Genomic DNA, 25,837 nt, shown 5'->3' with positions numbered 1-25,837 from the left:
AAGCCTCAGAATCGCTCTTAAAAACCGTATTCAGTTACATGATGAAGTCATATAATTAAATTTTCGGCTACAAGAAAATATTTTTCGGCTACAAGAGTACAGGAACGAAATCTGAACTTTGCTTCATTAAATTATATCAAAATGAAAGTATTTGTTACAGGCGCTACAGGTTTCGTAGGAACTGCGGTAGTAAAGGAATTATTAGCCCATGGGCACCAGGTTTTGGGATTGGCTCGTTCGGAAGAATCAGTAAACAATTTGATTGCAGCCGGCGCAGAAGCACACCGCGGAGATTTAAACGATTTTGAAAGTTTGAAATCAGGAGCTATCGCTGCAGATGCAGTGATTCACTTAGGATTTGTCCACGATTTTACAAGATTCGAGGAAATGTGTACACTTGATGGAAAAGTGATTGAAACAATAGGTGAAGCTTTATTGGGAACAGACAAATCTTTTCTCATCACTTCAGGAACTGCACTTTTTTCAAAAGACGGGATCACGACTGAAAAAGATCTTTCCGCAAACAATCCACATCCGAGAATTGCAACAGAAAATGCAGCCGATACCATAGCTGCAAAAGGCGTGAAAGTTGCCGTTGTAAGACTCTCTCCATCTGTTCACGGTAAAGGAGATTTAATCGGTTTTGTTCCGACCTCGATTCATATTGCGAAAGCAAAAAGAAAAGCTGCGATTATTAATGGAGGTAATAATTTCTGGCCTGCTGTTCACAGACTAGATGCAGCAAAATTGTACCGATTAGCTTTGGAAAAGCCTTTCATAAGCGGAACAAGATATCATGCAGTTGCAGAACAGGGAATTCCGTTTAAAGACATTGCAACTTTTATTGCACAAAAATTGCAGATTCCAGTTGTTTCCCTAACAGACGGTGAAGCAGCAGAACATTTCGGCTGGTTTGCACATTTTGCAAAGCTTAGTAATCTGACTTCAAGTGAAGCAACTAAGGCTACATTAGGCTGGAATCCTCAACATCCAACCTTGATGGAAGATTTACAAAATGATGTTTATTCCTTTGAGATAAAATAGTCTGTAACTTTATATTCATTAAATTTGATTAAATATTAAACTGATGTATGATGCGCCAATAAGAATAAAAACCATCTCTCAATTCCATACTTTGCGTGGCTTGCCAAAGCCAAAACATCCGCTCATCAGTGTGATAAATTTTGAAGATATGGCGCCGGCTTTGGAAAGTGGAAAGCAGAGTTTGATGTTTGACTTTTATATGATTTCTGTTAAACGGGATATGAATCATAAATACAGATACGGGCAGCAGGATTACGATTTTGATGAAGGCGTGATGTTCTGTATGGCTCCACATCAGATACTGAGTGTCATTCGGGAAGAAAATGGCAAAAATCCGTCCGGATGGATGATGATGATTCATCCGGATTTTCTTTGGAGTACGCCACTGGCAAGCACAATCAAGAAATATGAATTCTTTGATTATTCTGTCAATGAAGCATTATTTTTATCCGAAGATGAAGAAATAAAAATCCAGCAAATTACTGATAATATCAAGCAGGAATATCAAACCAATATTGATAAATTCAGTCAGAACATTATTATTTCTCAGCTGGAAACGCTTTTGAATTATGCTGAAAGATTTTACCAGCGACAGTTTATTACGCGCCACAAAACGCATCATCAATTTTTAGAGCGACTGGAAATTCTGCTCAAAGATTATTTCGAAGGAAATAATCTCAAAGAACAAGGTTTGCCGAGTGTTCAGCTTCTTTCAGACAAGTTCAATATGTCGCAATACTATATGCGCAGTCTTTTGAAAACTTTAACCGGACAAACCACACAACAGCACATTCACGAAAAGCTAATTGAAAAAGCCAAAGAAAAACTCTCAGCAACTGAACTTTCAATAAGTGAAATTGCTTATGAATTGGGCTTTGAGCATTCTCAGTCTTTCAGTAAATTATTTAAAGCTAAAACTGATATTTCCCCCTTGGAATTCAGGAAGTCTTTAAATTAAAAGTTATTCTAAGTCTTCTTAATTTCAGTTAAGTTTTATTTACATGACTGAAAGTTTCTGAAAACAGAAGGCTGTTTCTTTTAAAAGGCCTGAATGCAGTTTAAAATCGGGGTATTATTCAAACCATGAACAAATGAACCCTCAAACTGTCCGTTCGAAGGTTCATTGACAAAACCACGTTTTCGTTTGCTTATTTTTCTCTCCTATTTCATCAGGCTGATATTGGTGAGACCACCGTCGGAAAGAATTTCCGTACCCACTATAAAGGATGAATCATCAGATGCCAGAAATACAGCAGCATTTCCGATATCCGAAGGCAATCCTTGCCTACCAACCGGTGTAATATCGATCCACATCTGCTTCACCCGGTCCAATTGCTCTTCGGGGACGATCTTTCCGAAAACCGGGGTATCAATAGATCCGGGCGAAAGCGTATTCACCCTTATTTTTCTGGGTAGTAAATCCAAAGATAAACCTTTGGCAAGCGATATGACAGCTGCTTTTGCCGCTCCGTAAATGGTCATCCCGGGTGCAGCCCGATGAGCAGCGCTAGATCCGATCAAGATAACCGATGCACCGTCATTTAGGTAAGGCAGGGATTTTTGGACGGTGAAATAGGTGCTTTTCAGATTGAGATCCATGTAACTGTCATAGTTTTCCTCGGTAACATCATTGATTGCGGCCATCGGCATACCATCAACTATACCTCCGGCATTTACTACGAGGACATCGATCTTGCCAAACCGCTCAATGGTTTTTCTGAAAATGTTTTCCAGATCTTTGTTAACGGTTACATCTCCTGTTACACCCACAAAGTCTTCGCCTAGTTCGGTGACCGAACGGTCCAAAGTAGCCTGGTTTCTGCCGGTAATTACACCCACTGCACCTTCATTTTTGAAAGCTTCAGCAATTCCAAAACCAATCCCACTGTTGCCGCCGGTAATAACAGCGACCTTATCTTTTAATTTATTCATTTTTAGTTATCTGTTATATTCCGTAAATACCTCCTGAAACCGAAATTTTCTCTCCTGTGATCCATGCCGCCTCATCGGAGGCAAGAAATACGGCCACTTTTGCTATATCTTCCGGCTGCCCAGTACGTCCAAGCGGTGTGGTGGCAACTAATCTGGCTTCAAATTCACTCCCAATAAATCCTGCACTGTGCGAACCCTCTGTTTCCACAACACCTGGCAAAATAGAATTGATACGGATATTTCTGCCACTAAGCTCCTTCGATAAAGCAATGGTTACGGCATCCAATGCTGCCTTGGTTGCAGAATATACACTCCCTGTTGGTAAAGGGGTATTACTTGCACCTGAACTGATATTGATGATATTCCCACCCTTATCGCCGAACAGCTTTAAAGCTCCCTGAATGGCAAAGACAGAACCTAAAACATTAATATTGAACTGCTTATGAAAAGATTCCTCTGATACTTGTTCAATAGGTAAGTATTGGTAAATGCCTGCATTATTTACCAGGATATCCAATGTACCGAAAGCTTCTTTTGTTTCTTCAAATAACTTGCTTACATCAGCCTGATTTGATACATCGCCCTGTATAGCAATAGCAGTTCCACCATTATCTGTAATCGTTTTAACAACTTTATCGGCGTCTTCTTTGCTTGATGCATAATTTACAACCACTTTCGCACCCTCTGCGGCAAAATGACGGGCTATAGCGGCACCTATTCCTTTTGATGCCCCGGTAACAATAGCCACCCTATTTTTTAATCTACTCATTTTATTGATTATTGAATTATTGAGCAACAAAGTTATGCTATGTTAATATATTTTAGTTACTTTGTTTCAAAAAGTAACAGTAACCTAGAGGTAACAAAGTAACATATGGAGTGCAAACCAATAGATCAAAATGATCGTAAAAAAGAGATGATGGCCATCCATGATTCGATGGATGTTTTAAGTGGAAAATGGAAAATCTACATCATTTCATCGATATGCCATTATAATAAACGTAGATTTTCCGACATTTTAAACGATGTTATCGGAATTTCAAATAAAATGCTCAGTAAGGAATTGAAAGAACTGGAGATAAACAAATTGGTCAAAAGAACAGTTTTAGACACGCATCCTGTCACCATTCAATACGAGCTTACCAAGCATGGCAAAACGCTACAGACCATAATCAACAATCTGACGGACTGGGGAATTCAGCACCGAAAGGAAATTGTTGGATGAAAGCCATTCGAGGCCTGTAGGTAGGTTCAACCCTGAGGGATAACTCCTGGTATGGAAGGGCTATAATGATATTCCCAGCCTGAAGCCCTTTTTACGTTTAACCATAAAGGCTATTTAGCCTCAAACAGGCTCATCCATCTTACATCCTGACGGATGGCGTCAAATTCATGCATCTGCTGGATGGATTTTTTATCAAGTTTGTTCCTTAAATTAAGCAAATTGAGAAAATCCAGGGAAATATCCTTGTACTTCTGATTAACCTGAACTTTATTGGCTATCACCGAAAAAAGCACAGCGGCTTCCAGACTCTCCTCATTGCTCATCCCATCGGCCAAAGTTGATGCAGTATTATAACTGTCATAGGTTTGTTGAAAATCTCCAGCCTTATAGGCAGACTTCGCACTATCAATCAGCACTTTAACATTCTTATCGATCTGTTTACGTGTGCGAACGCAATCCTGTTTTGTAGGCTTTGTGTAGGTGAATCCATAGCTAAGCGCATAATCTGCTAACTTGGACAATCCTAATTTTTCTCTTCTTTCGTCAACCTCCCATTCCTTGCGTATATCACGGAATCCACTGGCCATCCCGTTTGCAATCCAGTTCACCTGAGTGCCGAATTCCTGCAGATAGTTCAAATTGCAAAGCACCCTATCGGAAAGAAATGCGTAGTTTTCCAGGTTTATTTCCTTACTTTCAAGTAATGGTTTCATTTTTTCAAGGACTGTCCTTTGAAAGGAAATGTCATGGTCAGCATGCTGTACAATGAGCCAAAGATTATTCTGTCCATCCTTACCGATATCTGAAAGTTTAGGCCACCCACGGGCTTCAACAATATTTTTTGCTTCACGCCAGTTCTTTTGGTCCGATGCTCCAATCTCCTGATTAATTTTCTCTAATTCTTTTGCATCTTTAGTCTGTACTTTCTTATACCGTAATTGCTGGTCTGAAATTACCATCATATTTATTTTCCGTCGTAAGGCGGGATCGCCCAATTTTTTTTCATATTCCAGTTCATTCTTCACGGCTTGTGCAACAAGTTTGCCCCACCTTAGTAGGTCCATATGTTTCAGATAGTCAAAATAAGGATCTACCATTAACCAGAGAGATTCCGTCCAACCCTTATCTAACGCCAACTGTAGGTAATATTCAGATCTTTCTGCATTGCCACTCAGAGAATAAACTCCTGCCGCTTTATAAGCATTTGAAGCATCCGGATGCCTGACTTTAAAAGCTGTTTCGTAACATTGGATTGCCTTACCATAATCTTTTTGCAGATGGTAGAGGCTTGCTCTTGCCAATTCTGCGTCAGCGGACAAGCTCGACTGTGCAGAAGCAGTTATGTTCAGCACTGCAGTTATGAAAAAATACATCAGATATTTCATGTACCTAAGTTAATTAATTTTTGAATAGCCATGACTCGGAGCATTAAACTTCCTGTTCGTTTTTGTATTTTTGGGTTCAACCATCTACTGAAAATGTATTGCTTAGATTAAGATATATTCCACTTGTGTTATCGGTTACCCTGCTTTTTTTTAAGTTGCCGAACTGCCCCAAAAACACCGCAAGAAAAGGCGGAGGCTTTAATAGCAGCCATGTTTGAAGCACCCAAAAACCATACTTATGGTTATGAGGCTGGCGAATTCGGAAAACTCGACAGCGCATATTCGAGCTACCGGGATGATTCTGTTTACAAAGTATTTGAGGACAGTGTTTCTTATTATTTAGATAAGGGAACAGCTGCCTTTGGAAAGGTGGCAGATATTGGCTACCGAACAGATTCGACTACTGACAAAATTAAAAAAGAAAAATTGTGGAAACATTTGCTTGCAGCTTCTGATTCCCAAAAAATGTATAACGACAGCGCACACTTTTATTCGAAGAAGGCCCAATTTATAAGCGATCATTATAAACCATTCTTTAATGGATGGAAAATGAATCATAAATTTAGGGCCAACAATAATTTCGGTTTTCAGGCTGCTCAACAAGCTGTATTTTATTTTGATATGCAATTAACCAGGGTTACCAAATCTGAGCCTGTTGTTAAACCTTATAAGTAGCACCAAGGCACATCTTTTGGGTTAACTGGTTTTTGATTGGCAAGACCGGTCGTCATTTCCTTTAGTTAAGCAAAGGAAATGTCGATACCGCACACCGTGTCATCCCAATTCTTTTGTTTTTTTAAAAAATTGATTACACCAGGTTAACCTTCGATAAATCGGCACCCAAACCTTTGAGTGAAGCATAGGTCAGCTTGTCCATCGTTGCTCCTTCAAAACAGATCGTTTTAATGGCTCTGTAATATTTATTCGTAAGGGCGAAGGTAGAGCGGAAAGATACGTTTTTAAGTGTTGCACCTTTAAATGTAGTTTCATTAAGTGCTGCATTGTGAAACAATACTCCTGTAAAAGTCTGTCCATCCAAACTGAGTCCGCGCAGATCGGAATAGTCAAAGTCTACCCCCTCAAATATGCAGTTTTCAAAAACTGTTTTTCTCAGATCGGTCTTGCTGAGTTTTACCTCCATTAGTTTGGTATTACTGATTTTTGCTCCGGCCAGCTCTAAAGCATAGAATTTTGTACGCACCAAAATGGCCTGATCAAAATTAGCGGCTGTAAGATCAGTAGCCGACAGGCTGCAATCGGTGAGGTTTGCAGCTTGAAAACTGGCTTCATGTGCATCGCTACCCAGAAACGAACTGCCAGTCAGGTCAGCACCAGTAAAATCTGAGCCACGTAAATTACTCCCGTTAAATTTCAGTTTATGCGCAATAACGCCAGCAAAATCGGTTTTGGCCAGATCGTTCCCGCTAAAATTGGTCAGCAGCTGATGCTGATGTGAATTTGCTAAATTGTTTACCTCTGGTATTGTCTCTTCAACCGTACTAATGGCATTTGGAGAAGATCGGTTTTCTGAAAAATAATTGAGGTCTACATCCAGAATCTTGGCCAGTTGGTTCAAAGTAATAATATCTGGCATTGATTCTCCCCGCTCCCATTTTCCAACGGCCTGTGGGCTTACAAATACATGTCCGGCAAGTCTGGACTGAGACATGTTTATTTTTTTTCGTGCTCCGGCAATTTTGTTGCCGATCATTTTTGCATCCATATGTACTGTCTTTTTTTTAATCTTTCGACATTGCAAATGTAGCCGGCCTGTTAGCCAGATTCAATAAATCAGCCGATCATTATAGTTGTAATTACGCTACTTTTTGTTGCTTTTTAGCAACTGTAAGTTGTATTTAAGCCACAAGTGAATTTCTAAAAGCTTTAAGGCTTAATCCTCTCTGTGATTTAAAAAATTTATTCAAATGGCTTTCGTCTGTAAAGCCCAACTCATGGGCAATTTCATTGATTCGCATGTTACTGAAACGTAACCGTGCCTCAACCAGTTTAATCCTTAAATTGGCTATATATTGCTGAAGTGTTTCGTTGGTATGTTTCTTGAAATACTTACCAAAATAATTCTCAGAAATACCAAACTGGCTGCTCAATTTTTCGGCCCTTAATTTCTCTGGATTATAAATATTCGCCTGAATGTAGTTTAGTAAGGCCAGGGTTTTCTCTTCGGCATCTTCTTTAATGGCAGCGGGCAGGTATTTGGCAATATTTCGGGCTACCACAACAATCATCGTATCTACCATTTTAGCAATTAGCTCTTTATTATATAAATCACGGTTTACATATTCGGCCATCATCGCATCAATAAGCGACCGGATAAAAGGTTTATCTGAAAAGTTTTTTAGGATACAACCTGGTTGATGACTGGCATTCTGCAGGATATACTCCATCCGTTGTACATCATCGGTATGAAAATCCTTCGAACGGATGTATACATTTCCGAAACGTAGAAAGAAAAATTCGGTAGTGGTTTCTATCTCAAACGAATGGCAATCTTCTGGTGTGATCAGAAACATATGGCCGGCACAATAATCAAATTTATTGTTATTGATGCATTGCTTTCCTGTGCCCGATAAAATATATATCAGTTCAAAAAATAAATGTTTATGGCCTTCTTTCGGACATTCATCCAACTTTTTATAAACAATTTCAAAAGGTTCGTATAAAGTTTCTCTATTCATTTTGTGCTAAACCATAGCGCAAATTTACCAATTAAAAGCAAATTTATACCGAATAATAACGTAATATCGGTTTATATTTGCCTTACAGAAATCATAAAAATTGTATATTCATATAAAAAGACAATGAAAGCTATAGGATTTAAAACCTCACTACCCATTTCGGCAGAGGAAAGTTTTATCGAATTTGAAACAGCTGTTCCACATCCTAGCGGACGCGATATACTGGTTAAGATAAATGCAATCAGTGTAAATCCGGTAGATTACAAGATTCGCCAGAACAGTGCTAAAGATACCGTGCTGGAAACACCGAAAGTGATTGGCTGGGATGCGACCGGAACGGTAGAAGCAGTTGGAGAAGCAGTTACTTTTTTTAAACCTGGTGATGCGGTTTATTATGCTGGCGACCTTACGCGCAGTGGCAGTAATGCCGAATATCAATTAATAGATGAACGTATAGTAGGCTTAAAGCCAAGCACACTCAGTAATGCCGAAGCTGCTGCTATGCCTTTAACTGCACTTACAGCATGGGAATCGTTATACGACCGTATGCGAATCAGCGAGCAAAAAGATAAAGGAAAAAGCATACTCATTATTGGGGGTGCTGGTGGTGTAGGTTCAATTGCGATACAGCTCGCAAAAAAAATAAGCGGACTAAAGGTAATAACCACAGCCTCGCGTACGGAAACGAAAGAATGGTGCCTGGCTATGGGAGCCGATTTGGTAGTAGACCATAAAAACCTGACTGAAGAAATACGTACCGCAGGTTACCAGGAAGTAGACTTTATCCTAGATTTTGTTGATTTAAATGGCTATTGGGATGCCATAGTAGAATTGATCAAACCTCAGGGACATATTGTTTCCATTACCGGTTCAGCCACTCCTATTGCGCTGAATAAGTTAAAAAACAAAAGTGTTACTTTTTCGTGGGAGTTGATGTACACGCGCTCGATGTACCAAACCGATGATATGGAAGCGCAACACCATATTTTAAATAAACTTGCCGAACTTTTTGATAATGGTACGCTTAAAACAACGTTAAACACCATACTGAAAGGATTTACAGCAGAAAACCTAAAAGAAGCACACCGCTTACTAGAAAGCGGAAAAACGATTGGTAAGGTTGTAATCGAATATTAATCAGCTAACGGTAATATGCAGATAGTATGTTGCCATATTACCGTATTGCAATTGCCGTAAAACAAGAAAAGGCTACTCCTTTCGGAGCAACCTTCCCGTATTTTTGATCGATAAAATAAATTGGGCGGGTTATTTTTTCCCGCTCATATCCAGAAAAATGGATTTAATGCCTTCCAATAGCTCTTTTCTTTCACTTGCCAGCACCAATGGAAACCATTCGTCGGTGTGTAATTCTACAACATGCTCATGAATCAGGTAATGCCTGCCAGATCTAACCCTTCGCCGATTGCCGGGAATGACTGTTCCTGATAACATTTTGATTATAATTTTCGTAATCATCCTAATGTATTTCGGAGAATCCTCATATTTACAATCAATAAAAAGGATCCACAATCCGTTCATCGTATTGTATTGTATACTTGCTTTCATTTATGAAGCTTATTAAAGATGACTACTAAGGAATACCCGTTTTATAAACTAAAGCCCCAGGCGATTCTGAAGCCTACAAAGTTGTTCGTATGGTCGCAGTGATAGAATTTGCCATTGCTTTCATAGCGTAATCCTGCATCGATGTAATTATTGTTGTGCAGATAAAATATCATTCCTGCCTGCGGTGCGTATACAAATGCAGCCTTTTTGCCCTCAACACAATTTGTTTTATTTAAAAGGAAGGAGAAACCTATTTCTGACTGCAGATAAAGGTTACTTCTGTAGAAATATTTTAAGCCTGCTTTAACTGGTACAAGCTGTAAATCATCAACCAACCGTGAATAATTACCTGATACAAACATGTTATTAAACCCGGTATTTACTGAAGCATATAAAATGCTTTCGGTAATGGGAAATTCTGCCTGAACGGAAACGCCAAGCGGTGCTTCGTACTTTTTGGCCAAATAGCCAGTAGCCAAACCTGTTTCGATACCAACTGAGTACCGAACACCTGTACCACCATAAACCTGCGATTGTGCTTTAGCGCCTTGAAAAGCAAACAATGTTAACAGTAGAGTTAATGCGTTAATTGTTTTCATGATTTCGAAATTTTAGTGAATAGAAATCCATCACCATAAAGCGTGCTTATGGCGAATTATTTAGAGAGATACTATAAAAAAAAGGAAGAGTTCACCGGGGTGGTAACCCCTAAGAAGATATGGGTTTAAAACAAATTAAAGTACAAGCAATGGCTTAAGAAATAGACCTATTGTTATTTCTTGGCATAGTATGGTGTGCAACCGTTTCTGAAACACTCTTTTCTATGTTGTTATTGCTTAATATTTCGTTATATTTTTCAAGTAACTTGATGTATTTATTCATCCAGAAGTATACAGAATTCGCATCACCTTTAGTTTGATCCCCTGCATGTGCATCAAAAGCTTCATGGATATAGTTACTGTTTTTAGCAAAAGTTTCGGGTAACTCAACAGAAAAATCGTGGCCGATGACGGTACCTACTTTCCAAATAATTTCAGGGTTTAGACTTTTCTGATCAAACCAATTGTAAATAGTTCTTCTACTTACATTTAATTTCCGGGATAATTCACTTATTCCCATTCTGTCTCTGCGTACAACACGCTCAAGAACTTGGCCTACATTTAAACTCATAGCAGTTAATTTAATTTAAAATAAACATTTAAATTCGATCAACAATCTGGGACGACTATTACTATTTAATGCAATTTAATAATTATTTCACGAACAAAAGTAAAATAATTTTATTAGGGTATTTTTACGGTAATCAATTGGCAACCAATAGGTCTAATTCTTCAAATCTTGAATTATTACTGATGTAATCGGGTATAATTTCTTTCATTTTCTTCACCATATTCAAATCGTTGCCATCGTTATTCAGTACAATCAGATCTTTAATAATCTGATTAACGTACAAATAATTGTAAGCTACTTTTTGTGATATTTTAATTTTTGGATGATGGGTAGGTATAATTTCTTCATCGATAAGCAAAAGTTCTTCATACAGCTTCTCTCCGGGCCTTAAACCGGTAAACACAATATCGACATCCACATAAGGGGTTAAACCTGCTAGTTTGATCATATTTAAAGCTAAGTCAACAATCTTAACTGGCTTACCCATATCGAAAAGATATATCTCTCCTCCTTTGCCCATTGCTCCGGCTTCCATTACCAACTGAACGGCTTCCGGAATTGTCATAAAGTAGCGGGTAATTTCTGGATCTGTTACTGTAATTGGACCTCTTTTTTCTATCTGGCTTTTAAATCTTGGAATAACAGAGCCGTTTGAGCCCAAAACATTTCCGAAACGGGTAGTTACAAAGCGGGTGCGCGAAGCTTGTGTGGTAATTTCGCCAGTTGAAATAATTTCCGGACTGTTTAGTGACTGAATATAAATTTCGGCCAAACGTTTAGATGCCCCCATTACATTGGTTGGCTTAACAGCTTTATCGGTAGAAATCATTACAAACTTCTCTACGCCAAATTCCATTGATATATCGGCCATGTTTTTAGTACCCAGCACATTGGTTAAAATGGCTTCAGCTGGATTATTCTCCATCATAGGAACATGTTTGTAAGCCGCAGCATGGAAAACAATTTCAGGTTTATAGAGTTCGAATAATGTTCTGATCCGGTTTAAATTCTGCACATTTGCCATAAATATCTTCACGTTCGCATCCTGGAAGTTATCTTCCAGTTCAAGTTTTAAATCGTGAAGCGGTGTTTCTGCCTGGTCGCAGAGAATTACTGATTTAGGACTATACTGTAAGGCTTGTCGAACAATCTCCGATCCGATAGAACCCGCAGCACCTGTAACCAAAATACATTTACCACTTAAATCTTTCAGGATATTCTTTTTATTGAGCTTAATCGGTTCACGTTCAAGCAAATCTTCAATTTTCAGGTCGCGTAATTGGTGCGAATCTAACTTCCCGTACAACCATTTATCTGATGGTGGCACCATAATTACTTTAATACCCTCGTTAACACAGATATCGATAATTTTCTTTTTGTTTAAAGTGTTTAATGCATCTTCTGCAAAAAGTATCTTTTTTATATTGTGTTTTTCTTTTAACAGCGCTACTGAGCAAGAGTGATATACTTTTTTCTGCTCAAGGTATTTATCAACCCGATCTCTGTTGTCATCAATAAAACCTATAATATTCAGGTCAGAATCTCCATTCTGTTCTATTGCTTTTTTGATCAGGATAGCCTTTTTTTCAGATCCGTAGATCAGGATATTCTCTTTGGTTTCCGATTTAAGTTCTTTAAAAAACAAAAACACTCCTTTTACCAAAATACGCATTAGAATAAGCAGCGACGAAGAGATAAAAAAGTTTAATATTAATGCTTTATCCATTTGGTGCCAAAGCAATTGAAAACGTTGCGAAAGTATTTTATTTACGCTCACAAAGAGTAAACTGGTTACAAAAACCGCTAGGAAAACCCTCAAAATATCTTCGGTATTGGAGTAACGAATAATACCGGTGTGTATTCTTAATGAAATGAAAACACCTGCAGCGATGAAACAATAAAGTGCAACATATACAGCATTGCCTGAGTTAAAAACGTCGGTGTAGTTTAATGTATTGGTTAGTACAATGGATATAAACAATGTCCATACAACGATCATTTGATCAATCAATAAAATTAACCACCTTGAGTGTGCTCTGTCTGGAAAAAAGAAATTTTTCATAATTGAGAATCATTAAATATTTGTTTAAAGTTTATTGAGGTATCATTCTATAAAGAGGGAAAAAGTCAACATCTGTATGTATTTGGTTACCTGATTTTTCGACTAGCTGATTGTAAACAGCCTTATTCGCAACAAAACGCCAACTGTAGTAATCTAAAACCATATTTGAAAAACCAAGCTTCCATTCAAATAGCGAATCTTCTTTAAAACCTAGTCCACCGCCTAAATGATAGTATTTCATTTTCAATTTGCGACCTAACTCACTAATTTCATCAACCAAAAATTTAGCTGGAGAATTTTTAAGATAATTGGCATTAGTGGCAATTAAGTGGCCCTCTATAATGCCTTTGGTACACATAATGATACTGCCACAAACTAAATCATCGTTTGAATAAACCAGGATTAACCTACAGTCGAATTCTGTAGCTTGAACAAGCTTGGTAAAGTACTCTTCGGTAAAAAGATAAAAATCAGTAGCACTAATACGGTTCATATTAGATTGATAGAGCTTCGTGAAAGCAGCGATATCTTCTTGAGCGGTAGCTTCTACGGCAACATAACCAAACTTTCTACATTTCTTAATGCTATCTCTCGTTGTTTGCCTATACTGTTTCCGTTGCTCTTCTATACTTTGTTGCAAGTTAATAGCAACTGTTTTTCCATTTCCATATATGCCATCAGTTTTTTGTAACAGTATATTCTGATCAAAAAAAGGGTGAAGCCTGGAAAAAACAGAAACGTAGCTGCCTTTATATAAGAATGCTGAAAAAGCACTTAGAAAATTCTCTTTCAAACTGTCGCTCATATCGGTAAATTTCAGGTTAGAAACAGGACCTGAATAACCGTAAACGCAGTGCAGATCGTAATATGGTGTATCTTGGATTGCACGTTCCAATAACGGCATAGCGATAAAACTATTAGCTTCGCAATACACAAATAAAATGGGCCTTCCGTTAGTTGCCATAGCATGGTAGTGCCAGGTATGATAAAAATCATAATCGGCAGCCAGGCTGATATACTTTACCCAATCATCCCTTTGTTGTAAAGTTAATTGCAAAGTAGTACCTGTAGGATTATTTTCAATCAACATATCCATTTATTAAAAAGAAATAAATAATTAATTACTAAGCAATTACAGGACTACGGTAGAGTGGAAAAAAATCAACAGTAGAAAAAGGATCAAGCGATCTTTCGTTTAAAAGTGTATTGTATAATTCATTATTGGCAATATACCGCCAGCTATTAAATTCGAAACATAAATTAGAGAAGCCCATCTTCCAACCGAAAAGGTTGTCTTCTTTAAAATTAACACCACCACCAAGGTTAAAATATTTATAACCCAATTGTCTGCCAATTACGGTAATTTCATCGGTTAACAATTTAGCTGGCGATTCGAACAGATTAGCGGTTCTGGTAGCTAAAAGGTGCACTTGAATAATTTCTTTGGTACAAACTACAATGGCGCCCGATATGGCTATCCCATCTTTATACACCAAAAAAAGCTTGCTATCAAATTCATCAGAAGACAGTAGCGCCACGAAATAGGCATTATTAAAAAGGTAATGGTCTTTTGCACCTATTCGAATCATATTTTCGGTATATATTTCAGAAAATATGCTCGCATCATTAATATCGGTAGAAATTCTAACTTCATAATCGCGCTTTCGTAACCGCCTGATTTTTTCTTTTACGCTTTTTCGGTAACCCGCCCGTTGACTTTCAATGGTTGTGGTTAAATCGATTGCCACTGTTTTCCCATTGGCATATACTCCAGAAAACTTCTCCATTAACCTTTCCTGATTAAAAAATGGATGCAATCTGGAAAAAACAGTTACATTCTGGCCAGTTTCAAGAAACGCTATGAATGTATTTTTAAAGCGTTCCATAAAATCATCTTCCAAAGAATTGAAGTCCATGTTTGAAATGGGGCCTGTATATCCATAAACCGATGTAAAGTCAAAAAAATCGGAACCTGGGATATTTCTCTTCAAAAGTGGGAAGGCAATGTAATTCTCTCCTTCTTCATACACGAACAATATAGGCAAACCACTTTTATCTAAAGAGTGATAATACCAGGTGTGATAAAAATCGTAATGCAAAGCACGCTTTACATATGCAGACCATTCTTGTTTATCATCAATTGTAATAATTTTTCTCATTTTGAGCTATTAAATTAGGATAGATTTAAAGTAAATAGTTCAGTTTTCGGTAAGTAAAACAGAAGAATTAATTACCATTTTTATGAAATCTTCCTGCTGCGAAACAGGTTGAAAGCCTACTTTTTTATAAATAGAATAAGCAGCCAGGTTATCTGAATGTACTTCTAAAAAAATGTGTTTAAGGTTAAGGTTATAAAAGGCATATTTTAACAACATTAAAGAGGCGTTGTAGCCTATGCCCTTTCCCCAGTATTTCTTTTCGCCAATAAAGAGGTGAAATTCTGCGCTATCGTTTCCGATATCGAGCAACTGAATATTGCCAATGTATTCATTCGTATTTTTAACGCAGATGGCAAAACGTTTTTCGTTGGTCAAATTTAGTTTATTTAACAGCCATTGTTTTTCAACTTCCGCAGTAATTGGATCTTTTAACACAAATTTGGTATACGACCATACTTCAGGATCGTTTCTCCACTTGTACGACACATCAGCATCTTTTAATGTTAATGGCCTTAAGTAAATTTGAGTGTTCATATGAGCGGTTTTAAAGCTTTAACAATTACTTTCATATCGGCTATGCTGTAGCGGTGATCAATTGGTAACGAAACAAGATGTTTAGCCAGAAAGTATTCATAACTATCAACATGTGCCCATTCGTAAACATTAGGCCAATAGGTGGCTACAAATATTTTTTGATTGATGAGCTGCTGTTTAATAGACGGATCTTCTACCAGGAGTGGGTAAACCATCGGCACATCTTCTCTTGAAAAATTTAGCCTCAGGATATTTTCCTGCCCAAGTTGCTCATCCAGATAAGCAAAGTTCTTTCTTCTGATATCGGCACACTTATCGTAATCGATGCTGGAAAGAATGGTTTTTGTTAATACCGACATCATTTTGATTTCGTTATTGCACAGCTGCTTGTTATTTTCTATATAATCGGTATACCCCTCTTCAATATTGACATCGATACTTTTAATCAGGTGAGCAAACCGATCTGTTGATTGATCCTGTTTTAAATTTAAACCCAATGTATTAGAGATATTAAGATAGGCACCATCGGGTACGCCAAAAAACTTGCGGCATGAGTAGAAAGTATCGCAATTGTTTACCGGCTTAGAAAAAAATGCCTGGGCATTATCTATTATCAGGTTCTTGATTTTTTTAGCTAGCTTTTTAACAGTTTCCGTTTTAAGTCCGAAGTAATTGGTGTAAAGCAAGCAGCAATGTTCGCCTATTTCAAAATCTATTACCGGATCTAAATCTTCGTCTATATAATAAAAGTGATACTGTACATTCAATTTTTGAAGCGGCTCTAGTAAAACCTCGCAGGTATAGTATGGAAGATATATGGTAGCGTACTTTCTTGTCCTTAACACATATTCAAGTGCATTTCTGCCTGTATTAAGTGCAATTAAATCAGGGTAATAAAGCTCCCCCTTTGATAATTCGAGCGGGATGTAACCACCAATAGTTTTGTGGGAATGCGTTTCTCTTTCCATTGTTTTGTTCTCTACCCCTGATCTGCTTTATACATCCTGTTTTCTACAGGTCTGTAATATTCCTGTAAACTGGCCGGTACCCTGGCATTGTAACCAATAATCTGCCTTAAATCGCTGTCAATTTTTTCGCCAAATTCATATCCTAAAAATCTGGGATAATCGAATTGTTGTTTAATATAAGGCTTTGTAAAACCTAAGGTTAAAGCTCTACGCTGTTTGCGGGTGAAATTAAAGCCCCCTGCATGCCAGATATTGGAATCGAATAATATAATGCTTCCTTTTTTGGCAATAGCTTGTTTAGCGAAGGCTTTAAAGTGTTTTTCTTCAGGTTTGATATCCAATTTATGAGAGCCCGATAAAAAGTGTGTGGCGCCATTAAATATGGTAAAATCATCGAGCACAATAATCATCTGGATCATAAACTTAGATTCAGACGAAAATGTACGTACATCGCGATGGATATTCTGGATATAAGACTTGCTCTTTTTAGTGTTAATTACTCCATTTATCCCATTGAGAATATAGTTTCCGCCCAAAAAATCACGGATTTCTCTATGACAGTACAATTTACTCAAAAGCTCGATAGCGAAATTATCTTTCTCAAGCAAATGATGTAATGTTCCCTCCATATTTTCTTCAATTCCATTTAAAACCTGTATTTCTCTTCTTAACAGATAAGATGTTTCGAAACCAGTGGTTATTTCTGAAATTAATTTCTGATTGATTGCTTTTTCATATACAACCCATCCATACTCATCAATAGCTTCCCTAAAGTCGGCTAAAGTGGCTCGTTTGTAAATAAATGTATTGTTCACAATTTTAGGTTTAATTTATTTATTTGGTTAGTTATTGATGTGTTAAGGGTGGTTAGGCCTGCAAACGCATAATCTTAAAGAGCTCTGCATTTACGATATTCACATCAAATTTTGTTTTTGCAAATTCATGTCCTTTGTTTCCGAAAGCAATAATATCATCACTGTTATTAATAAAATATTCCATTTTATTGGCTAGTGCACCGGCATCTTTAACCGGAATAAGAAATCCGTTCGCCTGTTTAGGGTCGTTATTAACGGTTTCACGACATCCTACAGAGTCGCAGGTAATTACTGCCCTGCCTATGGCCATTCCTTCGAGTACGCAACGTGGAACGCCTTCTCCGTAATAAGAAGGAAGCACCATTACCGAAGAGCGCTCAATGTCTGGCCGCACATCATCAACCTGCCCTATGTATTGAATGGTATCTCCACTGGAAATTTTTTGATACAGCTCGGGGGCAATGGCATCAATATTCGGATCGTATGGCCCAATGAGTTTAAAAACGGCTTGTGGAAACCGTTGTTTAATTAATTTAGCGGCATCATAATATTCTTTAATGCCTTTTGCATTAATGAGCCGCGATACCATTAAAAAGGTTATGGGTGAGGTACTTGGTTTCGAATAGTGATAATGACTTAAGTCTACACCCGATCCGTTTACCACATAAACCTGGTGTTTTTTATTCAGGATTTTCAGATCGATTAAACGTTGAGAATCATCCTTGTTCTGAAAAATAATGTTTAAATGAGGATTGGGCTTCAGGCTCAACTTTAGTAATAACCTCGTTATTTTAACAATTAGTTTATTACTGGAAGAATTATCGGTAAAGTTATAACCCAAACCGGTAAGCATGGGGGCAATTAGTTTAACTTTGCATATTTTAGCTAAAAAAGAGCCATAAATAACAGGTTTAAAGGTGTAAGGAAAAAAAATATCAGGTTTTATTTGTCTGATGAGTTTATACAGCGAAAAGATAAATCTTAAATCAGACAAGATAGATACATTACTACCATCTAATTTACTTTCGTAGGTAATTACATTCAGTTCTTTCAGCTTACTTCGAACAGATTCTTGTTCAACTTTTGGTGTAAACACGTAAACCTGGTTATGTTGCTGCATTTTTTCGATGAGCTTCCCTCTAAAATCTAGCAGGGATCTGGAAGAGTCGCAAACGATAAAAATCTTTTTACTAGTTATATTCATCATGTCAAAATTTTAATTTAAACTGCAAAGCCACCTATCCAGGTGGCTTATTGCAGAAAAAATATGAAGGTTTTGCTTTACCTACCTCGCACCAGCATTTGCCGTAACAATTGCAGGCACACTCGCTGCATCGTTAAGGAATGATTTGTACTCATACTCTGGAACCCAGGTAGAAACTGCCGTCGTTATATTGTTTGCACCACATTTATCGTAAATATTGGTGGTAATACCGCTAAAATATCCTTCCGGATCACTTGCCACTTTTGTAGTTAATGGTTTAGCGCAATTTGAGAAATACTCGTTATCTGTTCTTACTATACCACCTGCTCTTGTACCGATTGAGTAACCTGAGTTGTTAAGGTGATAGTTGTTAAACATGTGTACACTGCCATAATTCATTGATGGTTCTCTTTCAGTAACATTATACCACATATTATGGTGCATGGTTACATGCAGTTTTCCTTTATCAGCTTCGTGTCCTTCAATACCACCACTAATCAGCACCGATAAGTTTGTATCGTGAAACTTACTCCAGGAAACGGTAACATAATCAGATTCTCTGGTAATGGTAATGTCTTTACCCCAGTACTCCCAGCCATGTGAACGGTCTGTAGAAAAGTCGCAATGATCTACCCAGATATGGTGAGCAGCTTCTTTAATTTGTACAGCAGCCTGTTCTACGTAATTTTTAAAAGTTATATTCTGGATTACAATATTGTTTACGGTATAAATAAATAGATTAACACCTTCAATAACAGCTCCTGATCTACCAATAATAGATTTATTAGATTTTACGTAAACCGGATCTGTACCAGCACCTTTAATTGTACCGCTGATATAAATTGTACGGGTAACATTATCACCAACTGCGGCTTTTAATTGCGCCAGCGTGGTTACTGTTGTTTCTACGCCACCCTGGCCACCAGTTGTTTTACCATTTACCAAAGCATAACCTACCAATGCTGTATTAACTGTAACATTTGCCGGTGGTGTTGGTGTTTGGGTATCAGCCGGAGGTAAAGCTGTACTGGTACCCCCCATTACGTAGGTATAAGTACGGCCATTCGTTCTCGGGTCGGTATTATCAGAGGCTGAAAATATCACCGTAGAACCCCAATGGCTAAACCTACCTTTACCTATGTTCCTTATATCATCGTGTAAGCTATGGGCTGGGCCAATTTCTACACCATTTTCAAATAATCTTAAAATTGATTGTCCTTTTGCACTTTCACTATCGCCACCTGAAATTGATTGTCCGATTTTGTAAGCGTAACCACCTTCCGATTTTACACCTGAAAGGCTTAATTTTCCTGTACTTCCACTGGTTGCGGCTAATACGGATGTTGAATCTCCTGAAAACAATGCTGTACTATCAGTTAGTGCATCATCTGCTTTCACACTTTTTTTACAATTACTAAAGAAAATAATCGTCGTTAATATTAAACCAATTAAACTCACTTGTCTAAATAATTTTGTCATTCTCTGCATTTTTTATTTTTTTTAAATTTACAACTTAACGCTATATGCGATAAATGAGTACATTTAATAAAATGCAGTTAAAACGCTGATAATTAAATAATAGGCCTAATATTCGACATTACTTATACTGTAAACCAATTGCTTACAGATAGTAAAATGACAGTTTAATAATTCAGTTTAATAAAATTTATTATACACCGAGTTTACACAATCATGACAAACTAAATTGAGATAACAGCTGTTTTAGATGTCAACTGTAAATTTGGGTGATAAAACATTGTAAACCAGTTTACAAAATTCTTTACACCTTTTTGTACAGAAACAGTGGGTTCATAATTTAATAAGTTTTTTAAATCATCAATATCTGCTGATGTTTCTGCCACATCGCCATCTTGCATGGGCATAAATATTTTTTGTGCGGTTATTCCGGTTTCTTTTTCAATTTCTTCTACGAAATCTAACAAGTTAACTGGTGCTCCTCTTCCGATATTAAACACAGCGAAAGGTGCTGCCGATGTAGCTGGATCAGGGTTTTGGTTATTCCAGTTGGGATTGGCCTGTGCTGGTTGATCAAAGACTTTTACAATACCTTCAATAATATCATCCACGTAGGTAAAATCTCTTTTCATTTCCCCGTTATTAAACACTTCGATAGGTTTGCCTTCCAAAATTGCTTTTGTAAACAAAAACAAGGCCATATCCGGGCGGCCCCAAGGACCGTAAACTGTAAAGAAACGTAAACCCGTAGTTGGTAAATTAAATAAATGGCTATAAGCATGTGCCATTAATTCGTTACTTTTTTTAGAAGCTGCATATAGTGAAACCGGATGATCTACATTATCATGAGCAGAAAACGGCATTTTTTTATTTAATCCATAAACACTCGAAGAACTGGCATACAATAAATGGCCAACTTTAAAATGACGGCTACACTCCAGGATATTTAAAAAACCTTTAATGTTTGCTTCTATGTAAGCATCTGGATTGGTTAAGCTGTATCGCACACCTGCCTGAGCAGCCAAATTACAAACCGCATCGAACTGATAAGTTTTGAAACAGTTTTCCAGGCTTTCTTTATCGCAGATATCTAATTTTATGAAAGTATAATTTTCATATTTATCACTTACTTGAGGAACACCATAAATCAAATCGGTATGGTTAATACCAGTTTGGGCCAAGCGGGCGTGTTTTAGATTTACATCATAATAATCGTTGATGTTATCAATACCAACAACAACATCCCCTCTTTCCAATAAGCGTTTTGCCAAATGGAAACCAATAAATCCGGCAGTACCGGTAATTAAAATTTTCATAAAATTTAAGTTTGAGAAACAGTTAAGAATGGCCTCAAAAAAGGCTTGATTATTTGTTTTTGGGATGCAAAGCATCCCATCAGAAAATGCGGTAATGGTTTGTTTATATTTTATAGTTTAGTTATGCTGCTGCAAAGCGTTTAAAATAGATTGAGCAAATATTTCTGGCCGTCGACCGTACAAATACTGCATCGCAGTTTCAGAATTTTGAGGTTGGTTTTGTTTTAATTTTTTGCCCATTGCATCGGCAAGGGCTTCTACATTATTTACTTCAACTTTGGCAATAGCAGGAATTTCGCTGATGCCTCCGGCGCAAAGTGTAGATACGACTGCGCTATTTACCGACATCATTTCTAGCAGCACATTCGGGAAACCCTCTTTTATGGAAGATACCACACAAAGTTTGGCCTGTTTAAAATAAGGAGCCGGATTATCTATCTGTCCCTTTAAAAAAACCGAATCACTTAAATCATTCTCCTGAATAATATTGATTAATGATGCTCTTTCTTTTCCCTCTCCCAGTACGAGCAATTTAAGTTTAGGGTGCTCCTGCTGAATCAGTTTAAAAGCTTTGATCAGAATTGAAAATCCTTTTTCGGGGATCAACCTTCCTGCAGAGCAGATAAAATCTAGTTTGGCATCGCCATTAATTAAAGGTTGAGCAGATTTAGCAATGATCTTATTAAAATCGATGGGATTGGGTTGAACCAAAATATTCTTTTTCGATAAAAATCTATTGTGATCAATCAGTTGTATTTTCATTAACGCGGTTTGGCAAACCACTAAATCTACAGCCGGATAACCCATGCGATAAATGATCTGATAAATGCGTTTTTTAATTCCGGTAAAACGGGTAAAAACAGAAGTACATTCGCGTACAATTAATTTCGATCTGAGATACCCTATCCGTTTTAAAAAACCCAAAAAAGCATTCAAATATGGATGTGTACTCATTACCACATCATGCTTTTTATATTTTCGGAGTAGCGGTATCAGTTTTACAAAACCCAAAAAAATTGTTTTTTTAGACAGGTATCTTTTGGGAATGCGTTCGGAAATTTTAAGTCCTGTAAAAGCATGTTTCTTTAAAAAGTACATTTCGCCATTAACAGCGGTCGCCATCATCAGCAGAACATTTTCAGCACCATTGGGGGCGTCGGTTAACGAAATGAAAATCATTCTTTGTGCTGCTGTGTTCATTTCGAATGGTGATTTATCTTTTTTTAAAATTTCGAACAATTTTTTTTAATGGCATCATCAGGCTCAACACTTTCCGCTTGCCATCAATTACAATAATGTTATTGGCGAAACTGATGTTGTGGAGTCCTCTGCTGTAAGGTTTATCGGGTAATATTTCGAATTTACTGGCGTTTTTAAATTCTTTTTCGCTGAGTATTTCAATTTCGTTAATCATAATTGAACCTCCGTACCGGTTAATTGGATTTTGTGTTGGGCGGTACAGCGATTTGCCAACTTTAAATAAACTCCCGGCAGCCCTGCAAAATTCTTTTTCTACAGGAATTGGATTCTGATAATGTCCCGTGTATTGACCGTTTAAAGTTTTTGAATGGTAAATGTACAGGTGATTGTGATCTCCGGATACGCTGGTAAAAAGCCAATATCTATTTTCATGATAAATAATCGAGCTATCTACAAAAGCTTTTCCACTAACCAGTACTTTTATTTTGATTAACAGGCTTGGGTCCTCCTGATCAACCTGATAGAGTGCTATTTCTTTCGCTTCTGATGTTTCCGGGACGCAGTATAAACAATCATTTTCTGCTATAAGATAGGGATAAGACAAATGGATTGCATCTGGCTTAATACCTTCAACTTTTTTCTTGTTTTTGAAGTCGAATCCGTCAATCATCATAATCTCGCCCTTGCCTTTCCAAAAATCCAGTTCTTCGTAATAGATTCTTGGTGCGTCATTTATACTCACCACAAAAGGATCAGCCGCATAATCGATATTATCTTCTTGCAACCAATTTACCGCCGTACCAAGCTTTTTTGTGCTGATCAGTTCTTCAGGCGTTTGATAAACAAAACCAATGTTCCATTTATCAGCTGCGAATATTTTATTAAAGAGGTTAATTGTTGCATTCATCTTATTATGCTACCAATGAGACTTTATCTGTGATTGATTTATTTTTAATTAGCCATTGAGAAAGCACCAGCAATTTCCAGATCTGTGGATACCTGTTCCATTTTCCGGTCATATGCTCATTGATAATTTCTTGTGTTCTTTTTACGTGGATGCCTGGAATGTTTTTCAAATTATCAGCCGATAAATTATCCATCACATAATCTTTTAATTCATTTCTGAACCAGTGTTGAAAAGGCATTGTAAAGCCAGCTTTTGGCCTATCGAACATATGCGCAGGAACACGATCGAACAATAAATCTTTTAATATCCGTTTTTGGTTTCCACTCGTGTATTTAAATGCTGTGGGCAGGCTTCTCGAAAATTCCATCACCCGATAATCCATTAATGGAGAACGCGATTCCAGCGAAAAGGCCATTGAAGCTCGATCTACTTTCGTATTGATATCGCCATTTAGATAGGTTTTGATATCAAAATCAGAAATACGTTCTAACAAAGGTTTAGCTGGATTGGTTAAAATATGCATCAATGGGTTATACTTGGCCAGATCGGGTTGTTTTACCCACGAATTTTCCATATTACCAAACATTTTTACGTATAATTTCTCTACGTCTTCCATAGAAATGCCCATGGCAATTAATTTATGGCGGTAACTTGGCGATTGGTTAATTAAGCTTGCCAATGCTTTTCTAATGCCATGTGGCGCATAAAATAGGCTGTTTACCTGTTTAATCCATTTATAACGGTGATAGCCTAAAAAAGCTTCGTCGCCAGCATCGCCACTCAACGCAACAGTTACATGTTTCCTGGTATTTTTACTGAGCAACATGGTAGGTATAGCACTCGAATCGGCAAAAGGCTCGTCATAAAAACGGTTAAAGTTTTCAATTAGCTCAATACCATCATTGTAATTACACTCAATGGTATAATGATCGGTACCTAAGTGTTTAGCAACCTGATTGGCATAGGCACTTTCATCGAAACCTTTTTCATTAAATTTTATAGAGAATGTTTTAACGTGGTCGATTTCCTTTGTAGCCAAAGCTGCAATTAGCGATGAATCTATACCGCCCGATAAAAACACGCCCAAAGGTACATCAGCATTCATCCTGATTTTAACCGCATCGGCCAAAATAAGTGCTAAAGCTTCTTTAGCTTCTTCGTAACTACCATCAAACTTGTTCTTCCAACCATAATCTAAGGTCCAGTATTCCGTAATTTTAAGCTTATGAGATTTAAGGTCATATTTAAAATAGTTAGCTGCTGGCAATTGTTTTACCTCTGTATAAACAGACTGAGGCTCTGGCACATAACCCCAAATTAAATATTGGCTAATGGCTTCTTCGTTAACACTTAGATCCCTGTTTATATTGATTTGCGAGGGTTGACTTGCAAATTCGAATGATAGATGATCGTGTGCATAGTAAAAAGGTTTTTTACCAAAGCGATCTCTGGCACCGAACAGTTCGTTTTTACGGGTATCATAAATCACAAAAGCAAACATCCCGTTAAAGCGGGTTAAGCAATCGACGCCATACTCCAGATAAGCTGCACATATTACTTCGGTATCAGAGCTGGTATTAAACTGGTAGTTTTTCCGTTCCAGATCTTTTCTAATGTCTTTGTAATTGTATATTTCTCCATTAAAAACAATATGGAGATGCATATACGAAAAGGGTTGATTAGAGCGGGCATCCAGATCGATAATAGCCAATCTGTTGTGTGCAAAAATAACCTGATCGTAACGTTGAACGCCTGTATAATCTGGTCCCCGAAAACTGATTCTTGCCATTTTCTCACGGATGGTTCCGTTTGAGTAAGGTATGGTTGTGCCGTATATTCCACACATAGGGATAATATTTTAGATTGTTAACTGATTAATTCTTCATATTGGGCGCTTATTTTATCAAGCGCACATTTCTGATATACATTTCGCCTAATCTCAGCAGGATTCCATTGGCCTTGAGTGCAGGCCTGGATAATTCGCCGCCTAAAGCCTGCCAAATCATCCTGCTCTAAAACAAAACCGTTAAAGCCATCGATAATTAATCCTGGGATTCCGCTCACTCTAAAGGTTACCACTGGTAGGCCTACGGTAAGCGCTTCTAAAACCACATTCGGGAAACCTTCAGTATAAGAACTCAGCACCATTAAATCATGCTGAACCATTACTTCGTGGAT

Annotated in this window: 26 protein-coding genes; 5 read left to right on the top strand and 21 right to left on the bottom strand. The window is 37.5% G+C overall.

Going from position 1 to position 25,837, the window contains the following annotated elements; translation table 11 throughout:
• Positions 1-141: 141 nt before the first annotated feature.
• Both ASU31_RS23825 and ASU31_RS23820 read left to right on the top strand, forming a co-directional pair.
• Positions 142-1,044, top strand: coding sequence for an SDR family oxidoreductase (locus ASU31_RS23825; protein ID WP_057934753.1), 903 nt, complete (start codon positions 142-144; stop codon positions 1,042-1,044).
• 43 nt (positions 1,045-1,087) lie between these two features.
• On the top strand, positions 1,088-2,002 hold the full coding sequence (locus tag ASU31_RS23820; protein WP_209435056.1) for a helix-turn-helix domain-containing protein: 915 nt from the start codon (positions 1,088-1,090) through the stop codon (positions 2,000-2,002).
• Positions 2,003-2,205: 203 nt separating this feature from the next.
• On the opposite strand, the gene ASU31_RS23815 is transcribed toward ASU31_RS23820, so the two are convergent.
• Positions 2,206-2,976 (bottom strand): glucose 1-dehydrogenase, encoded by a 771-nt coding sequence (locus tag ASU31_RS23815; RefSeq protein WP_057934751.1) that lies wholly within the window; start codon positions 2,974-2,976, stop codon positions 2,206-2,208.
• 13 nt (positions 2,977-2,989) lie between these two features.
• Positions 2,990-3,745, bottom strand: coding sequence for an SDR family NAD(P)-dependent oxidoreductase (locus ASU31_RS23810; RefSeq protein WP_057934750.1), 756 nt, complete (start codon positions 3,743-3,745; stop codon positions 2,990-2,992).
• A 105-nt stretch (positions 3,746-3,850) separates the two neighbouring features.
• Here ASU31_RS23810 and ASU31_RS23805 point away from each other — a divergent pair, with 105 nt between their 5' ends.
• On the top strand, positions 3,851-4,201 hold the full coding sequence (locus ASU31_RS23805) for a winged helix-turn-helix transcriptional regulator (RefSeq protein WP_057934749.1): 351 nt from the start codon (positions 3,851-3,853) through the stop codon (positions 4,199-4,201).
• Between the two features lie 110 nt (positions 4,202-4,311).
• On the opposite strand, the gene ASU31_RS23800 is transcribed toward ASU31_RS23805, so the two are convergent.
• Entirely contained in the window at positions 4,312-5,586 is a 1,275-nt protein-coding gene (locus tag ASU31_RS23800; RefSeq protein WP_057934748.1) for a tetratricopeptide repeat protein, read from the bottom strand.
• Between the two features lie 210 nt (positions 5,587-5,796).
• On the opposite strand from ASU31_RS23800, the gene ASU31_RS23795 reads away from it, so the two are divergent.
• On the top strand, positions 5,797-6,261 hold the full coding sequence (locus ASU31_RS23795; protein ID WP_057934747.1) for a hypothetical protein: 465 nt from the start codon (positions 5,797-5,799) through the stop codon (positions 6,259-6,261).
• A gap of 133 nt (positions 6,262-6,394) precedes the next feature.
• On the opposite strand, the gene ASU31_RS23790 is transcribed toward ASU31_RS23795, so the two are convergent.
• Both ASU31_RS23790 and ASU31_RS23785 read right to left on the bottom strand, forming a co-directional pair.
• Complete coding sequence (locus tag ASU31_RS23790) at positions 6,395-7,309, bottom strand: pentapeptide repeat-containing protein (RefSeq protein ID WP_057934746.1); 915 nt, start codon at positions 7,307-7,309, stop codon at positions 6,395-6,397.
• A gap of 133 nt (positions 7,310-7,442) precedes the next feature.
• Positions 7,443-8,282, bottom strand: coding sequence for an AraC family transcriptional regulator (locus ASU31_RS23785; protein ID WP_057934745.1), 840 nt, complete (start codon positions 8,280-8,282; stop codon positions 7,443-7,445).
• Positions 8,283-8,405: 123 nt separating this feature from the next.
• On the opposite strand from ASU31_RS23785, the gene ASU31_RS23780 reads away from it, so the two are divergent.
• Positions 8,406-9,419, top strand: a complete 1,014-nt coding sequence (locus tag ASU31_RS23780; RefSeq protein ID WP_057934744.1) for a zinc-binding alcohol dehydrogenase family protein — start codon at positions 8,406-8,408, stop codon at positions 9,417-9,419.
• A gap of 129 nt (positions 9,420-9,548) precedes the next feature.
• On the opposite strand, the gene ASU31_RS23775 is transcribed toward ASU31_RS23780, so the two are convergent.
• The 16 genes from ASU31_RS23775 to ASU31_RS23700 all read right to left on the bottom strand — a co-directional run.
• Positions 9,549-9,848: a hypothetical protein gene (locus tag ASU31_RS23775; RefSeq protein WP_057934743.1), complete on the bottom strand. Its 300-nt coding sequence runs from the start codon at positions 9,846-9,848 to the stop codon at positions 9,549-9,551.
• 41 nt (positions 9,849-9,889) lie between these two features.
• Positions 9,890-10,447 (bottom strand): hypothetical protein, encoded by a 558-nt coding sequence (locus ASU31_RS23770; RefSeq protein ID WP_057934742.1) that lies wholly within the window; start codon positions 10,445-10,447, stop codon positions 9,890-9,892.
• A gap of 154 nt (positions 10,448-10,601) precedes the next feature.
• Positions 10,602-11,018, bottom strand: coding sequence for a helix-turn-helix domain-containing protein (locus tag ASU31_RS23765; protein WP_057934741.1), 417 nt, complete (start codon positions 11,016-11,018; stop codon positions 10,602-10,604).
• 133 nt (positions 11,019-11,151) lie between these two features.
• On the bottom strand, positions 11,152-13,080 hold the full coding sequence (locus tag ASU31_RS23760) for a polysaccharide biosynthesis protein (protein WP_057934740.1): 1,929 nt from the start codon (positions 13,078-13,080) through the stop codon (positions 11,152-11,154).
• Between the two features lie 31 nt (positions 13,081-13,111).
• Complete coding sequence (locus ASU31_RS23755) at positions 13,112-14,170, bottom strand: GNAT family N-acetyltransferase (RefSeq protein ID WP_057934764.1); 1,059 nt, start codon at positions 14,168-14,170, stop codon at positions 13,112-13,114.
• Positions 14,171-14,204: 34 nt separating this feature from the next.
• Complete coding sequence (locus ASU31_RS23750) at positions 14,205-15,239, bottom strand: GNAT family N-acetyltransferase (RefSeq protein ID WP_057934739.1); 1,035 nt, start codon at positions 15,237-15,239, stop codon at positions 14,205-14,207.
• Positions 15,240-15,278: 39 nt separating this feature from the next.
• Positions 15,279-15,773 (bottom strand): GNAT family N-acetyltransferase, encoded by a 495-nt coding sequence (locus tag ASU31_RS23745; RefSeq protein ID WP_057934738.1) that lies wholly within the window; start codon positions 15,771-15,773, stop codon positions 15,279-15,281.
• A complete protein-coding gene (locus tag ASU31_RS23740) occupies positions 15,770-16,741 on the bottom strand; it encodes a hypothetical protein (RefSeq protein WP_057934737.1) in 972 nt (323 codons plus the stop codon). The genes ASU31_RS23745 and ASU31_RS23740 overlap by 4 nt, the downstream gene beginning before the upstream one ends.
• A gap of 11 nt (positions 16,742-16,752) precedes the next feature.
• The gene (locus ASU31_RS23735) at positions 16,753-17,556 is read right to left on the bottom strand and encodes a phytanoyl-CoA dioxygenase family protein (RefSeq protein ID WP_057934736.1); all 804 of its coding nucleotides are present in this window, start codon (positions 17,554-17,556) and stop codon (positions 16,753-16,755) included.
• A gap of 52 nt (positions 17,557-17,608) precedes the next feature.
• Positions 17,609-18,763, bottom strand: a complete 1,155-nt coding sequence (locus ASU31_RS23730; protein ID WP_245224599.1) for a glycosyltransferase family 4 protein — start codon at positions 18,761-18,763, stop codon at positions 17,609-17,611.
• A gap of 78 nt (positions 18,764-18,841) precedes the next feature.
• On the bottom strand, positions 18,842-20,239 hold the full coding sequence (locus ASU31_RS23725; RefSeq protein WP_057934734.1) for a pectate lyase family protein: 1,398 nt from the start codon (positions 20,237-20,239) through the stop codon (positions 18,842-18,844).
• 221 nt (positions 20,240-20,460) lie between these two features.
• A complete protein-coding gene (locus tag ASU31_RS23720; protein ID WP_057934763.1) occupies positions 20,461-21,552 on the bottom strand; it encodes an NAD-dependent epimerase in 1,092 nt (363 codons plus the stop codon).
• A 117-nt stretch (positions 21,553-21,669) separates the two neighbouring features.
• Positions 21,670-22,752, bottom strand: coding sequence for a glycosyltransferase (locus ASU31_RS23715; RefSeq protein WP_157258249.1), 1,083 nt, complete (start codon positions 22,750-22,752; stop codon positions 21,670-21,672).
• Between the two features lie 13 nt (positions 22,753-22,765).
• Positions 22,766-23,659, bottom strand: coding sequence for a glucosamine inositolphosphorylceramide transferase family protein (locus tag ASU31_RS23710; protein WP_057934732.1), 894 nt, complete (start codon positions 23,657-23,659; stop codon positions 22,766-22,768).
• Between the two features lie 4 nt (positions 23,660-23,663).
• Positions 23,664-25,505: an asparagine synthase (glutamine-hydrolyzing) gene (gene asnB / locus ASU31_RS23705; RefSeq protein WP_057934731.1), complete on the bottom strand. Its 1,842-nt coding sequence runs from the start codon at positions 25,503-25,505 to the stop codon at positions 23,664-23,666.
• Between the two features lie 20 nt (positions 25,506-25,525).
• Positions 25,526-25,837: glycosyltransferase (locus tag ASU31_RS23700; RefSeq protein WP_167346236.1), on the bottom strand; the 312-nt coding region annotated here is incomplete at its 5' end.

This window comes from Pedobacter ginsenosidimutans (assembly GCF_001442625.1).
Taxonomy (GTDB): Bacteria; Bacteroidota; Bacteroidia; order Sphingobacteriales; family Sphingobacteriaceae; genus Pedobacter; species Pedobacter ginsenosidimutans.
This window is presented reverse-complemented; position numbering and strand designations above follow the sequence as displayed.

What these genes read in the sequence shown, in the direction of transcription:
- ASU31_RS23825 (WP_057934753.1), top strand. Translation starts at nt 142, where the DNA reads ATGAAAGTATTTGTTACAGGCGCTACAGGTTTCGTAGGAACTGCGGTA.
- ASU31_RS23820 (WP_209435056.1), top strand. Translation starts at nt 1,088, where the DNA reads ATGTATGATGCGCCAATAAGAATAAAAACCATCTCTCAATTCCATACT.
- ASU31_RS23815 (WP_057934751.1), bottom strand. Translation starts at nt 2,976, where the DNA reads ATGAATAAATTAAAAGATAAGGTCGCTGTTATTACCGGCGGCAACAGT.
- ASU31_RS23810 (WP_057934750.1), bottom strand. Translation starts at nt 3,745, where the DNA reads ATGAGTAGATTAAAAAATAGGGTGGCTATTGTTACCGGGGCATCAAAA.
- ASU31_RS23805 (WP_057934749.1), top strand. Translation starts at nt 3,851, where the DNA reads ATGGAGTGCAAACCAATAGATCAAAATGATCGTAAAAAAGAGATGATG.
- ASU31_RS23800 (WP_057934748.1), bottom strand. Translation starts at nt 5,586, where the DNA reads ATGAAATATCTGATGTATTTTTTCATAACTGCAGTGCTGAACATAACT.
- ASU31_RS23795 (WP_057934747.1), top strand. Translation starts at nt 5,797, where the DNA reads ATGTTTGAAGCACCCAAAAACCATACTTATGGTTATGAGGCTGGCGAA.
- ASU31_RS23790 (WP_057934746.1), bottom strand. Translation starts at nt 7,309, where the DNA reads ATGGATGCAAAAATGATCGGCAACAAAATTGCCGGAGCACGAAAAAAA.
- ASU31_RS23785 (WP_057934745.1), bottom strand. Translation starts at nt 8,282, where the DNA reads ATGAATAGAGAAACTTTATACGAACCTTTTGAAATTGTTTATAAAAAG.
- ASU31_RS23780 (WP_057934744.1), top strand. Translation starts at nt 8,406, where the DNA reads ATGAAAGCTATAGGATTTAAAACCTCACTACCCATTTCGGCAGAGGAA.
- ASU31_RS23775 (WP_057934743.1), bottom strand. Translation starts at nt 9,848, where the DNA reads ATGAAAGCAAGTATACAATACAATACGATGAACGGATTGTGGATCCTT.
- ASU31_RS23770 (WP_057934742.1), bottom strand. Translation starts at nt 10,447, where the DNA reads ATGAAAACAATTAACGCATTAACTCTACTGTTAACATTGTTTGCTTTT.
- ASU31_RS23765 (WP_057934741.1), bottom strand. Translation starts at nt 11,018, where the DNA reads ATGAGTTTAAATGTAGGCCAAGTTCTTGAGCGTGTTGTACGCAGAGAC.
- ASU31_RS23760 (WP_057934740.1), bottom strand. Translation starts at nt 13,080, where the DNA reads ATGAAAAATTTCTTTTTTCCAGACAGAGCACACTCAAGGTGGTTAATT.
- ASU31_RS23755 (WP_057934764.1), bottom strand. Translation starts at nt 14,170, where the DNA reads ATGTTGATTGAAAATAATCCTACAGGTACTACTTTGCAATTAACTTTA.
- ASU31_RS23750 (WP_057934739.1), bottom strand. Translation starts at nt 15,239, where the DNA reads ATGAGAAAAATTATTACAATTGATGATAAACAAGAATGGTCTGCATAT.
- ASU31_RS23745 (WP_057934738.1), bottom strand. Translation starts at nt 15,773, where the DNA reads ATGAACACTCAAATTTACTTAAGGCCATTAACATTAAAAGATGCTGAT.
- ASU31_RS23740 (WP_057934737.1), bottom strand. Translation starts at nt 16,741, where the DNA reads ATGGAAAGAGAAACGCATTCCCACAAAACTATTGGTGGTTACATCCCG.
- ASU31_RS23730 (WP_245224599.1), bottom strand. Translation starts at nt 18,763, where the DNA reads ATGATGAATATAACTAGTAAAAAGATTTTTATCGTTTGCGACTCTTCC.
- ASU31_RS23725 (WP_057934734.1), bottom strand. Translation starts at nt 20,239, where the DNA reads ATGACAAAATTATTTAGACAAGTGAGTTTAATTGGTTTAATATTAACG.
- ASU31_RS23720 (WP_057934763.1), bottom strand. Translation starts at nt 21,552, where the DNA reads ATGAAAATTTTAATTACCGGTACTGCCGGATTTATTGGTTTCCATTTG.
- ASU31_RS23715 (WP_157258249.1), bottom strand. Translation starts at nt 22,752, where the DNA reads ATGAACACAGCAGCACAAAGAATGATTTTCATTTCGTTAACCGACGCC.
- ASU31_RS23710 (WP_057934732.1), bottom strand. Translation starts at nt 23,659, where the DNA reads ATGAATGCAACAATTAACCTCTTTAATAAAATATTCGCAGCTGATAAA.
- asnB (WP_057934731.1), bottom strand. Translation starts at nt 25,505, where the DNA reads ATGTGTGGAATATACGGCACAACCATACCTTACTCAAACGGAACCATC.